Origin of the sequence: Dyella sp. (assembly GCF_036384435.1) — a bacterium.
Lineage (GTDB): Bacteria > Pseudomonadota > Gammaproteobacteria > Xanthomonadales > Rhodanobacteraceae > GSA-30.
In genome coordinates, this window is sequence record NZ_DASVMI010000020.1 from 1 (window position 1) to 13,644 (window position 13,644).

The following is a 13,644-nucleotide window of genomic DNA, read 5'->3' on the forward strand; positions in this document are numbered from 1 at the left end:
TGCTGGCCGGCCAGCATGTAGGTATTGGTCATGCGAGGCATCGGCAATTGCGCGAACGATTCGCGGCGTCCGTTGCCGGTCGGGGCCATGCCCATGAGCCGCGCATTGAGCTTGTCCTGCATGTAGCCCTTGAGAATGCCGTCCTCGATCAGCGTGGTGCACTCGGTCGGCGTGCCTTCGTCATCGATGCTCAGCGATCCACGACGCCCTTGCAGCGTGCCGTCATCGACCACCGTAACGCCCGGGGCGGCAACGCGCTGGCCGATGCGGCCGGCAAAGGCGGAGCTTCCCTTGCGGTTGAAATCGCCTTCCAGACCATGGCCAATGGCCTCGTGCAGCAGCACGCCAGGCCATCCAGGCCCCAGCACCACGGTCATGGTGCCGGCCGGTGCTTCCACCGCCTCCAGGTTTACCAGCGCCTGGCGCACTGCCTCGTCGGCAAACGCCATGGCGCGCCCCGAGTCGATAAATTCGCGGTAGCCATGACGGCCACCGCCACCGGCATAACCCTGCTCGGTGCGACCGTTCTGCTCGGCAATCACCTGTACGCTCAGGCGCACCAGGGGACGAACATCAGCCGCCAGGGTGCCGTCAGAGCCGGCCACCAGCACGGTATCCATGGTCGCGGCCATGTTGACGATGACTTGCTTGATACGCGGGTCGCGCGAACGGGCATAGGCATCGACCTCGCGAAGCAAGGCGATCTTGTCCGGGTTGGGCAGGCTCTCCACCGGATCAATGGCCGGATACAGCGTGCGCGCCGAATGCAACGCCAGGGGCTTGCCGGCACCATGGCCGTCCTGGGCGATGGCCCTGGCCGCCTTGGACGCCTCCAGCAATTGCGGCAGCACCAGTTCATCGGAATAGGCAAAGCCCGTTTTTTCACCGCTGATGGCGCGGACGCCAACGCCTTGCTCGATGGAATGGCTGCCGTCCTTGACGATGCCCTCTTCCAGCAGCCACGACTCGCTGCGCGAATGCTGGAAGTACAGGTCGGCCGCGTCGATCGACGGCCCCATCAGCTGGGAAAAAACCCGGTCCAGATCGTCGGTGGCGAGACCACCGGGCGTGAGCAGGCGGCTGGTGGCGAGGGCAATGGGTGAATCCATGAGGGTCCGGTTCGGGTGAAGGTACAGGCGTTCAATATGGGGGAGAACGCGGCGGCTTTAAAGCAGGCTGGTCCTACGGCTGCACGATCCAGGTAACATCCGTGCAATCCATGTGAAGGGAACCCCATGAGCGAATCAGACAAGCACGAGCGCTTGCAGCAGGCGGTCGACCACGCCAAGGCACCCGTGAACGAGGCACGTGCACTACTGAAGAAGGATGGGCATCTGCGTGGCAGCCAGACCGGCGTCACCACGGTCATCGCGCTCTGCCTGGGTTTTCTGTCGTTGCTCGCCGTCCTGGCCTTCCATTTCCCGCAATACCTGACCACGCCGGAACTGCGCCACAAGTATTCGGTGGATGTGCTGCGCCAATTGCTGCTGGGAGGCCTGCTGGTCGCTGGCGGCATCGCATTGGGCAACATCGTGCTCAATCGCCGGCGCAACCTCAATCTAGTGGCTCTGACGATGGTGATCGCCGCCGTCGCCCTGGGCGGCTCACGGGTGCCAGTAGGCAATTTCCCCGAGCACACGCCCTATGTCGGGCTCGACTGGTTCATCCTGGACCTGCTCGGCTCAACCCTGATCTTCGTGGCCTTTGAAAAGTTGTTCCCGCTGTACAAGGGCCAGGCGTTGTTTCGCAAGGAATGGCAGACCGACCTGAAGCATTTCGCGGTCAACCATTTCATTGTCGGCCTGATCTTGCTGGTGGTGAACTTCCTGCTGCATCACCTGTTCGGCTGGCTGCAAAGCAGCCAGTTCCAGCAGATGGTCCATGGCATCTGGTTTGTACCGCAGTTGCTGTTGTGCATCCTGGTGGCGGATATGGCGCAATACTGGACCCATCGCGCGTATCACGAGGTTCCCTTCTTATGGCGATTCCACGCCGTCCATCACAGCGTCAAGACGATGGATTGGCTGGCCGGCTCGCGCCAGCACATCCTGGAGCTGATCGTTACACGCGTAGCCGTGCTCGCACCGCTGTACATCCTGGGCTTCAGTGAGGCGGTGATGAATACTTACATCATCGTGGTCGGCTTCCAGGCAGTGTTCAACCATGCCAATGTGCACCTGCCCTGGGGACCGCTGAAATACCTCGTAGTCACGCCGGATTTCCACCATTGGCACCATGCTTCCGATGAAGAAGCGATCGACAAGAACTACGCCGCGCACTATGCGTTTCTCGATTACCTTTTCGGTACGGCGGTGAAGTCTCCGAAGAAATTCCCAGAAAAATATGGCGTGGTCGGCGACTACATGCCCGACGGCTTCGTCAAGCAACAGATGTTTCCCTTTGTCGGCAGCACCGAAGCGATTGCCGTCGAGGAAGCCGCTTCCTGATCTCGATCACCAGCCGGTCGCGCGAAAGCGACCGGCCGGCGCATCAATCGGCCGAGCTGTCGCCGGCCGGGGCCGGCGCATTGGCTGGCGGTGGGGGCAACTTCGGATCCGCTTTATCGATCGGCGTGATATCGGGTTTGTCCCAACTGCCGCTAATGTGATAACGCTTGGCCGCCGCATGATTCAGACCATGGCCGAGCAGCCCTTGTGCCACGACACCGGCCGCCACGCCAATGGGCCCGCCCAGCACCGCACCGACCACTGGCAGGCTGTTGCCAACGTGCGGCACCACATGCACCTGCTGGTCGTAATCCCTGGTTCGCAGACCCGTGCGGCCGGTAATGGAAATGGCAGCCGCCGGGCCGAGGATCTTCATGTTGTTGGTGACGGCATTGCCGTTGCCCAACGTGAAATCGCCGGTGATCGCATCAAAACCCAAGCCCTTGCCGAAAACATCGCCAAAGTCGAGGGTCAGGCGACGTGGCAATTCCAGCACCGAGACCAGGCCGAACAGGCGGCCCACGCCCGGCGCCACCTCGGGGATACGCCCGTTGGCGACGTTGACACTGAGCCTGCCATCCATGTTGGCAAGGTCCATCCCCGAGGGCGAACCGGGCCATGTCGCATCGAGCTGCGCATTGGTCTTGCCGCCCGCGACCAGGTTTCCATACCCGAATGCGGCGAGCATGTCGCCCAGGCTTTGCGCAGCGAAATCGATACGCAGGTGAGTATGACTATTGTCGGGGGTACCGTTCCAGGCGCCGGTCGCGTTGATCTGCACGCTATGCGATTGCGTGCGGATCTGGTCGATATGCATGCCACGCTCGGTCGGCCAGGATTCGAAACGCGCCTCGCCCAGCTTCGCATCGCCAAACCGCAAGTCACCGATCCATAAATGGAAGGGCGGCAAGGCCTTCGGATCGATCCCGGTCACTTCAGGATGCGCGGGTGGTTGCGCGTCGTTACCGGGCACCGTGGCAGAGGATGCCGGCGCCCCCGTGATGTCACGACTGGCCGCTGGCGTGTTGTCCTTGGGCCAGTACAGGCGCTGCATGCGTGCAGTGATGCCGCGCTTGCGCACATCGTCGGTCGGCACATCGAAATGCCCGGCAAGCCCGACACTATCGGTATCGATGCTCAAGGCATTGGGCTGCACGGCTGCCTTGATGTGCATCCTGGCGAACGTGCGACCGAAGATCTGTGCTTCGTCGGTGCTTATGTCGATGCTTTCCAATCCTGGACCACCTGGCCCATTACCGCCGATGGTCGATTGCACCCAGCCGCTGACATCGAGCTTGCCGGCCTGGCCGCGAATGCGCATGCCCTTGTCTGGAAGAGCATCGGGCGTACGGTTGCCGAACATGATGCTGGCCGCCAGCGGCTTGGCCTCCCCATCGGGAAGGCGAAAGCGCCCGCGTGCCACCGAACCCAGCGACATCTGCAGATCCCCGCCATTGACTGGAAGCCCAAGGGCAAGGTGCAACGGCAGGTCGGCCGAGGCTTCCTTCCTGACCGGCAACGGCAGGTTCAGGGCGGTCCCCACCAACGGCGAGTCAATGGTCAACGTCTGGGCCGATTGCCCGTTAGCTGCGGCCGAGGCGATATCGAAGCCGATGGTGTAATCGCTTTGCCCGCTGGCGATATCGTTGAGCCAATGCAACTGCGAATAATCTTTGATCAGCGTCGACAGCTGATAACGTCCGGTCATGCGCGCGGCAAACACCTTATCCGGCTGGCCGGTAGCATCGGCAATGGCCACATCGACCGTGGAAGGCTGATCGCGGAATCGTGTCTGCAAGGGACCTGCATGGAAACCCTTCGCGTTGAAGGTAGCCGGCCCGGTCAACTTGTCGAGCTTGATGTTCCACTCCGGCGCGTTGAAATCGATATCCTTGAGCTGCGCCTGGCCATCGAGCGTAAAATCCTTGGCGTCCTTGATTGGCAGCACCATGTGGAAGCCGAAGGTGGCGCCGCCGGTCAGGCTGAACTTGGATAGCACGTCGGCCTGGTGGCTGGCGATCGGGCTGGATCGCACGAAGTCGATCATCGACGGCCCTGTGCCGGTACCTTGAACGGCAAGGTCCAGCACGGTATCGCCGAAATCCGGGATGGCGGCGGTGGCCTTGTCGACCTTGTTGCCCAACGACTGCCCCGCGCTTGCCTCGACCTGCATGCCGTTGTTGACGAAGTAAGCCACCGCCTTGATGCCATCGGCACGCGGCCAGTTCTTGCCGTAATCGAGCACCAGATCGTTGATCTGGGCACGTGCTTCGAAACGTCCCTCATTATGGCGGAAAGGCCAGTCGCGAAGATCGCCATGAATGAGCACGTCGCCGTGGTCCACCCTGCCGTCGATCAGCGCATGGTCGAGCCAGTCGATGGCCGTTTGCGGCATCGAATCGATTGGCCAGAACAGCTTGGCTGCCGAGACCTTGGCGTGATCGACCGTGGCGTACAAGTCCATCACCGGACGGCCGCCGCTGTCGGGGAGCGCCACCTGGCCGCGTGCCTGGCCGCCAAAATCTTCACCGACGAAATCGAATTGCTCGGTGCCGATGTGAAAGGCATCGTCCTCGTGCCAGAACGCGATATCACCGGCAAGGTTGCTCATCGCCAACGGCTTGCGGAAGGTATGCGGAAAGTTCACCGTCGCCGCTTGCGCCGGCAGGCTCAGCAGCATCGATTCAGCATCACCACGGAATTGGCCATGCAGGCTGTCCAGGCCGGGCAGTTTGCCAACGGCATCGATGGCCATGCCGTCGAACTTTGCGTAGAGATAGGTCAGGCCCTCGCTACGGCTGAAGCGCAGGCCTGCGCTGATGACCTCTCCGCGCGGCTTGCCCTGTCCGAGCCACTGCGCCACGCTCGCAGAAATATGGGGTTTGAGCGCCAGCCACGGCAGCAAGGGTGCCAATTGGAGCTGGCTGGCGGACGCCTCGACACGCGCCTGATCGGTGTCCATCTGATGCATCGCCAGGGCCAGCGCGCCCCCATCATCGGATAGCCAGCGCACGTCATAGCCGTCGGGGGTGTGTCGCAACTGGGCCGTCCCGTGCAGCGGGGGCGCATCGACCTGCGCGCTCTCGGGCGTCTTTACCGCAAGCTGATCGAGATCGAAGCGCGTGAGGTTGCGGGACACCTTGCCGTGATCCCAATCGAGCCAACTGGAAAAACTGCCTTGCCCGCCGACCACCTCATAACCGCCGAGGTCGATGCCGACGAGCATGTCGCGCAGGTCGGCGTGCGAGGCATGGAGCCATAGGCGCCCTTGGGCACCGTCCTCGCGAAAATCGGCCGCGCCGCGAAGGTGTCCGGTGGTGCCGTCACGATGCAGCAAGAGGCCAGCACGGATACGTCCGTGCTGCCGGCTCACGCGCACCTGATCGGCGATCACGGTGTAATGGCGATCGCCGATTTTTTCGTCGATATCCAGTCGCAGGTCATCCAGCCACAGGCCTACCGAAAGGCGCCCGAGCGACACGCTCTGGCGATCCTGTCCGCCGGTCACACCAAGGCCATTGATGTGCCAGGTGCCGTCGATCTCGCGCGAGAGATCCAGTTGCAAGCCACGCGCGCGCAAATTGACCAGATGCCTGGAGGGCAGCAGCCACCCGCCAAAATCCAGCTTCAACTCAGCCTCGGGAATATGTAGCGGCTTGCCTCCGCCCTCGCCTGGGCCGATGGTGAGATCGTGCAAGACAAAGGACGGCCCCGAGCCCTGCCAGCGACCCTCCATGCCCGCAAAACTCACCGGGCGATGCAGGCGGCCGCTCAGTTGCGTGGCCACCCACTGCGGATGCTTCGCCACCATGGGCAGGAACAACTGCGTCAACGCGACAAGCACGGCCAGCGTAATCACCGCGATACCGGCTATCCAGCCCAATGCACGCGCCAGGCGGTGCAGTCCCTTATGCCAGGCCTTGCTCATGCGGACGGCATGGAAACCGGGAAAGATGGACCCATGCGCGTTTCAAACGCCCGCGACCGGCATGGCGCGAGCCAGTCGCGCCAGTGCGGTGCCGGGGGAGTCTTACAACAAGACCACATCGAATTGTTCCTGGGAATAATGTTCTTCGGCCTGGAAGCGTATGCTTTTGGAGATGAACTCTTCCAATTCGGCCACCGCGGCGGATTCTTCCTCCAGGATCCGGCCCACCACCTTGGGACTGGCCATGACCAGCAATTTCTCCGCATTGAACTGACGAACGGCACGAGTGATCTCACGAAAGATCTCGTAGATCACGGTCTCGGCCGTCTTGACCGTGCCTCGCCCGCCACAGGCAGGGCACGGCTCGCATAGCTGACGCTCCAGGCTTTCGGTCGTGCGTTTGCGCGTCATTTCGACCAGTCCCAAGGCCGACATCGGATAGACGGTGGTCTTGGCGTGATCGCGGGCGAGGCCTTTCTCCAGCATGCGCAACACCTGTCGACGGTGCTCCTCGTCGGTCATGTCGATGAAGTCGATGATGATGATGCCGCCCAGATTACGCAGGCGCAGCTGGCGTGCCGCCGCCTGGGCCGCTTCCAGGTTGGTGCGGTAGACGGTTTCCTCCAGGTTGCGCGTACCCAGGTAACCGCCGGTATTGACGTCGATGGTGGTCATCGCCTCGGTCTGGTCGACGATCAGGTACCCGCCGGACTTGAGCGGCACTTCTTTTTTCAAGGCGCGCTGAATTTCGTCTTCCACACCGTAGAGGTCGAAGATCGGCCGTTCACCGACATAGTGTTCGACGCGATCATCCAGGCTGGGCATGAACTTGTGCACGAACTTGACCACTTTTTCGTGCGTTTCGCGCGAATCGACACGCACCTTCTCGATGTCCTCGGTCAGCATGTCGCGCAGGCTGCGCAACGGCAAGGAGAGTTCTTCGTAGACGCGCTCGCCGACCCGGGCCTTGGCGATATTCTCCTGCACCACGCGCCACACCTTGCCCAGATAGGTCACGTCGAACGCCAGCGACTCGGCTGACTGGCCCTCGGCATTGGTGCGCACGATGTAACCGAGCGGGTTTTCGCCGGTCAGCGATGTCATGACCTCCTTGAGACGCTGACGCTCGGACTCTTCCTCGATGCGCGTGGAAATACCCATCGTGCGGGCATGCGGCAGCAATACCAGGTAGCGCGAGGGTATGGACAGGTGCGTGGACAGGCGCGCGCCCTTGCTGCCGATGGGGTCCTTGACCACCTGTACCACGATCTCCTGTCCCTCGTGCACCAGTTCGGAGATCGAAGGTACATGGCCGCCATGGTTGCTGAGCTGCGGCTCAGCCCCTTCGACCGCTGGCAGCGGCGGCCGCACGATGTCCGAGGCATGCAGGAACGCAGCGCGTTCCAGGCCTATTTCCACGAACACCGCCTGCATGCCTGGCATCACACGCTGGACACGGCCCTTGTAGACATTTCCCACGTAGCCACGCTTGGAGGCACGCTCGACGTGCACCTCTTGCAGCATGCCATTCTCGACCACACCGACGCGGGTCTCGCGTGGTGTGACATTAATCAGGATTTCTTCGCTCACCGCACCCTCCCGTGATCCGACTTTATAGCGGTTGCGAGAGGAAGCTGTCGATGCGTGCGCAGACGCCTTGTGACGCTGTCAGCGCTCGTCGCGCGCCGCCCCCTCCCTCACGTCGCCCTCGACAGCCGCCCCGGCCATGATGGCCGCTGGCGAGCTGCTGAGGCTGGCCCGTTGCAGCGGCAGGAAATCGGGGTACTCCCGTTGAACGAAGGAAACCAATCCCTCCCTGACGCGACAGCGCAGGTCCCAGGCCCGCCCCGAATCTGCCGCACTGACCAGAGCGCGCAACTGAATCGCCCGATCCGTGGCGTCGACCAGTTGCAGCACGCATACACGCCGGTCCCACTCCGGCGCCTCCTCGCACAGGCGCTGTAGCTGGGCTCTCAACGGATCGAGCGGCATACGGTAATCCACCCACAGAAAGACTGTGCCGGTGATTCGCGACGTGGCCCGCGTCCAGTTTTCAAATGGATTCTCGATAAAAAAATTCAGCGGCACCACCAGACGGCGCTCGTCCCAGATGCGTACGACCACGTAAGTGGCGCCGATCTCCTCGATGCGTCCCCATTCGTTCTGCACTATCACCACGTCGTCCAGACGGATGGGCTGAGTCAACGCAATCTGCACGCCAGCGATCAGGTTGCTCAGCACCGGCTTGGCCGCGAAACCGATCGCGATGCCGGCCACGCCTGCTGAGGCCAGCAGTCCCGTGCCCAGTTGCCGCACCGCGGGGATGGTCATGAAGATGGCCGCAGCTCCTAGCAGCACCACGCCGGTCATGGCAATGCGCCCGAGCACACGCACTTGAGTGACGACTTGGCGGGCACGCAGGTTATCTTCGCGGTCAACCGGGTAGAGGTGCATGGCCACCAGCTGCATCGCTCCCAGGCAACGCACCGCCAGCCAGGTCACGATGGCAATCAGCAGAACCAGCAGCAGGTGATTGACCGGATCAAGCCAGCGAAAGACCTCGATATCAGGTGTCAGATGCAGGCTGACGGTGAACATCAGCACCGGGATCAACCATTCCATCGGCGGATTGGCTCGCCCGACCACGGACGCGGTGAATGGGTGGCGCCGCGCCAGGCGACGCAGAAACAGGAACGCCAGGCTGCGCAGCACCAGCGCCAAGACCAGCGCGGCGGCCACGGCCAGACCCAGTCGCCCCCAGGGATGATGAGCCCAGAACAGAGAGAAATCGTCGAACATGGCGCTCCTGCCGCCTGAAAATCACTTCATCACCCTGCCGCACCCGATGTTCATGCAGCGTGGGCAGAATATGAATGCATGACCGGCCACCCCCTTGATCCCGCCCCCGCCCCGATCCTGCCCGATGTATGGCAACCGGGGATACGCCTGGTGTTTTGTGGTACCGCTGCGGGGGCTCGCTCGGCACGCGAGCGGGCCTACTATGCCCACCCCGGCAATCGTTTCTGGCCCACCCTGCACGAAGTCGGATTGACACCTCGGCGTTTACAACCTCAGGAATTTCCGCTGCTGCCGACCTTTGGCATCGGCCTGACCGATGTCGCCAAGCACCATGCCGGCAATGACAACCAGTTGCCGCCTGGTGCTTTCGATGCACAGGGCCTGCGCGCGAAGGTCTTACGCTGGCAACCCCGATGGCTCGCCTTCACCAGCAAGGCTGCTGCGCGAGCGGCGCTAGGCGACGACGCCGGGTATGGCCTGTGCCGGCAACGCATCGGCAACACGCAGCTGTTCGTACTACCCTCGCCGTCGGGACAGGCACGCGGGCATTGGAACGTGGAGCTATGGCGGATGTTGGCGGCGTTGGCCAGAAGGGATGAATGAGAGCCATCAAGCGCGTTGGGTTTCCACACAACGATGGTTTTGCACCGTCAGTCACGACCATCGCGTCCAGCCTGGCTGGCAATGCAGGCGCCGCCATCCACCCCGATCGCTGACTGGCATGAAGACCAGGACTTTCTTCAACAGCAACAGCAACGTCGACCCGATCGCTGCGCCGGCGCCACGGATGGCACGTGCGTGACTACCGCACGAGGCGCCTGAAATCCACGATGGCCGCCCATGCTGGCCTCGACCGAGTCATGCCACGGATAGCAGCCCCCGCGCGGGCACAGCCAGCTCGGTGCCAACCTCGCCCCTGACTACAGCGTCAAGCGTCGCCTCCCGTGGTCAGGCCGGGGCTTTGGAGAATCAGTTGTTTGACCGCCTCGTAATAGCGCACGTAGCCGGTGCAACGGCAGATGTGATCATCGAGCGAATCCAGGACAACCTGCTCCACCTGGTCGCGTGGTACGGGATGTCGCTGCAGCCGTTCGATCAACACCGTCACCCCGTTCACCAGTCCCGGCGTGCAATAACTGCATTGAAACGAAAAGTGGTCAAGAAACGCCTGCTGCACATGGGACAAGGCCGTCACGTTACCGGCAGCATCACGCGTTGCATGCCCTTCGATGGTGCGGATGCATTGCCCGTTGAGCGATAAAGCGCCGGTGATGCAAGCTGGAAGTTTCTCGCTGGTGCCATCGTCACGATCATGAATGATGATGCAGGCATGGCACACGCCCAGGCCACATCCATAGCGCGTCCCGGTAAGGTTCATGTATTCCTGCAGGAATTCAATCAGCATCAGGTCGTCTGGCACGGCGACCGGGCCCACACGACGGCCGTTGATGGTAAGCGAAAGAGGTTGGGTCGAGCGTGTCATGCCAGTGCAGCCTTGATGCGTTCGGGCGACAACGGCAACTCGTAAAAGCGTTTGCCGGTCGCATGCGCCACGCCGTTGGCGATGGCGGCTACCACAGGGATCATCACCACTTCGGCAATGCCCTTGGGCGGATCAGAGGGGCTCAGCGGCGGCAGGTATTGTGCAGTCTGCCGCCACACGGCGACATCGCTTGCACGCGGCAGCCGGTATCGATTGAAATTCCACTGGCCATTGCCCGGCCCCTCTTCGTAGCGTGGCAGCTCCTCATACAGGGCATGGCCGATGCCCATGGCAATGCCACCTTGATGCTGGCCGGAAACGAAGGCTGGCACGATCATGCGTCCACAATCCATGACATGATGATGCGAGAGCAGATCTACTTCACCAGTGCCGGGATTGACCGCCAGCTCTACCAGGGATGCGTGCGGCGCATAATAGACCACGCCCGCTTTGTTCCGCTGAGTCGGCGGGTAGTCCACGCTGACGCGTGGGACAAAGGTGTAACCATGCGTGCTTTCATCGGCCGCGCCGCCGTATCGCACGGCAAGCGCGTCAATGGGCGCCTCATACGTGCCGCTGCCCATCGGGAACCTGGCTGATGCCCAAGCCCAGCGATTGAAGGTGTGTACCGTGGCGCCCGTGACCAGGCCACGCTGATGCGCAACCATGGCGATACGCTCAAAAGAAAGCGGCTCAAGCGACGGCGCAACAAGCATGCCATCGACCCACCGCGCATCTTCCCGGCGAATCGACAAGGGGGCTGCCTGGCCACCGCCAGAACCGTTGCCCCAGATCGCCATCGCCGCCGGCCAGATACCATAGTCAAACAGGACGCGTGCTGCCTCGCGAGTGGCATGACTCATGTAAAAGGCCGAATTGGATGCGCTCGCCGGCGAGGTCAAGGTCGGCACCCAGTGCGGATTCTTCGAGAATCGATCCTCCTCGGCCTGCGTGTTGCCGTAGGGATTCTCGTTACTGACCAGCTTCAGCTCAGGCCAGTCGACGACTGCAAACTCTACCGTCTGCGCCGGGCGACCCAGCATGTCGGTCACCACCTGTATCTGTGAGGTAGTGGCCCCCGTTCCGATCTCGGTAACGACGTGGCGCAACCGGATGCCACCCTTGGCATCGAACTGGATTTGCGCAATCGCCGCTTCCGCGCCCGTGCCGTAATCCTTTTGCACACAAGCAAAGCCGACGCCATAAAAATAGCCAGGGCGTTTGGCTTCGTAGACTTTCTTGCGCCTGTCGCGCTCGCGCCACAGCGGATGAGCGGCCGCGTTGTCCAGCAATTCGTGCGCTCGCATGGAGCCGGCCGGCACAGCACCCTGGGTATTTTTCATGCCAGTATGCAAAACATTGCGCCGACGCAATTCGATTGCGTCGATGCCAAGCACCTGGGCGATCTCATCGACCATCATTTCCATGGACGTCATGCTTTGCAGTGTGCCAAAGCCACGCATCGATCCGGCCGTGACTGCACGCGATGCATGCACGGTCACCGATAAATCGTTGAGTGGAAAATAGTAGATGGACTGTATGGCAGTGGCAGCGACCTGGCCTACGGCGGCGCTGAAATTTGCCGTGCCGCCGCCGTCCGCGGCCATCTGGCTTTTGAGGGCCGTGAATTTTCCGGTATGCGTATCGACTGCGATCTGTGTGTCGAACCAGAAAGCATGCCGCTTGATGGCACTCTGGAAGTGCTCCCAGCGGTCAAGCGCGAGCCTCACCGGCCGCCCGTCGCCATAAAGCGCAGCCATAGTGACGTAATAAGGAAAACTGCTGTGCTCTTTCTGACCATAGCCCACGGTGCTGGTGGGATAAAAGCGGAAGGCGTCAATGCCGAGGCGACTGGCCTTTGCCATCGTCATGGCTTGAGTGGCGACCACATATGGCGCCTGGGTGGCGGCAACCAGATGAAGCGTCCTGGTAGCCCGGTCATACCATGCAGTGCCGTTATCAGGCTCCAGTGCCGCCGGGTCGACCGACTGAGAGGCAAATTGGCGTTCAAACACACGTTGACCGGGCGGCGGGGCGGCAAGCAGGTCGGCAATGGTCTTGGCATGCGCCGCCACCGCCTCATCTGTGTCCGGGCCCTCATGGATCATAGGCGAGAACACATCATCGTCGTAAGGCGTGGCGCCGCCAATACGCACGAAGCGTGAGACGCCATAAGGCGCGCGCTCTACCGGCGCTCCTTCGCTCCCCCACCTGATCACAGCAGGGTCAAAGTGGAGTCTGGCCTTGGCTGCGCGAAACCGCGGGTAGTCGTGATAGACCAGTAGTGCGGCGGGCTGACCAAGCATCGTCGGCACGGTGCCCTCCGCCAGCAATAATTGGCCGTAGAAATCTGGTTCAGGCATGGCGACGCCATCGCGCTTCAGATCGGCAGCGACGACGAGTCGGTCTGGCTTGAGGCCATCGTCGAGCATCGACAGGTCGACGCCTTCGTACACGCGATCGCAGCGCGTGGTGCGAATCATAAAAGCATACGCTTGCTGCTGCGGCCAGCCTGGCATGTCGCGCGCCCTGATGTCGAAGGCGAACACTTTCGAGCCGGTGATCTTGCTTATACCGTCCTGCCGGAAGCGAATATTCCCGGCTTGGTCGAGCCAATGCGGTGATGCCACCAGACGGGCATCGGCGGCGCTTGACGCTGCCAGCAGTCGAGCCAACGGCGCGACGGTCGCCGTGACACCAAGTGCTGCTGCGGCGCGCAGGAATTCCCGTCGGGTCATACCGTGGCGATTCATCGGGACACACTCGCGGCAAACGCCGGTTCTGACACGCTGGTGACGTGGCGACAGGCGCGGCCACCACGGTTGACACGAGTGACATACCTGTTCGCCGAATAACACGCCAGGAGCCATCCAAGGCCAGCCTGATCGTGAGCGCCACACACCGTAAGCGGTCGACAATCGAGCAGAGGAAACGAAGTCTTTTTCATGGGTTCAATGTCATCCGTAGAACCGACGCGACGTCGCGCA

General features: G+C 62.1%; 8 protein-coding genes. 2 read left to right on the forward strand and 6 right to left on the reverse strand.

The features are described from left to right. Window positions 1–1,109, reverse strand: a 1,109-nt coding sequence (locus VF436_RS01655) for a metallopeptidase TldD-related protein (RefSeq protein ID WP_330902239.1), incomplete at its 3' end; no start/stop codon positions are given. 126 nt (window positions 1,110–1,235) lie between these two features. On the opposite strand from VF436_RS01655, the gene VF436_RS01660 reads away from it, so the two are divergent. Next, complete coding sequence (locus tag VF436_RS01660) at window positions 1,236–2,447, forward strand: sterol desaturase family protein (protein WP_330902240.1); 1,212 nt, start codon at window positions 1,236–1,238, stop codon at window positions 2,445–2,447. A 43-nt stretch (window positions 2,448–2,490) separates the two neighbouring features. Here the strand turns inward: VF436_RS01660 and VF436_RS01665 are convergent, their stop codons facing one another. From VF436_RS01665 to VF436_RS01675, 3 genes are all read right to left on the reverse strand, one after another. Further along, a complete protein-coding gene (locus tag VF436_RS01665; RefSeq protein WP_330902241.1) occupies window positions 2,491–6,375 on the reverse strand; it encodes a YhdP family protein in 3,885 nt (1,294 codons plus the stop codon). Window positions 6,376–6,477: 102 nt separating this feature from the next. Next, complete coding sequence (rng, locus tag VF436_RS01670; RefSeq protein WP_330902242.1) at window positions 6,478–7,965, reverse strand: ribonuclease G; 1,488 nt, start codon at window positions 7,963–7,965, stop codon at window positions 6,478–6,480. Between the two features lie 78 nt (window positions 7,966–8,043). Next, window positions 8,044–9,174, reverse strand: coding sequence for a mechanosensitive ion channel family protein (locus VF436_RS01675; protein WP_330902243.1), 1,131 nt, complete (start codon window positions 9,172–9,174; stop codon window positions 8,044–8,046). Window positions 9,175–9,252: 78 nt separating this feature from the next. On the opposite strand from VF436_RS01675, the gene VF436_RS01680 reads away from it, so the two are divergent. Further along, window positions 9,253–9,777: a mismatch-specific DNA-glycosylase gene (locus VF436_RS01680; protein WP_330902244.1), complete on the forward strand. Its 525-nt coding sequence runs from the start codon at window positions 9,253–9,255 to the stop codon at window positions 9,775–9,777. 325 nt (window positions 9,778–10,102) lie between these two features. Here VF436_RS01680 and VF436_RS01685 read toward each other — a convergent pair whose 3' ends face one another. Both VF436_RS01685 and VF436_RS01690 read right to left on the reverse strand, forming a co-directional pair. After that, the gene (locus VF436_RS01685; protein WP_330902245.1) at window positions 10,103–10,657 is read right to left on the reverse strand and encodes a (2Fe-2S)-binding protein; all 555 of its coding nucleotides are present in this window, start codon (window positions 10,655–10,657) and stop codon (window positions 10,103–10,105) included. Then, window positions 10,654–13,410 (reverse strand): xanthine dehydrogenase family protein molybdopterin-binding subunit, encoded by a 2,757-nt coding sequence (locus VF436_RS01690; protein WP_330902246.1) that lies wholly within the window; start codon window positions 13,408–13,410, stop codon window positions 10,654–10,656. Before VF436_RS01690 ends, VF436_RS01685 begins: the two co-directional genes overlap by 4 nt. Window positions 13,411–13,644 lie beyond the last annotated feature (234 nt).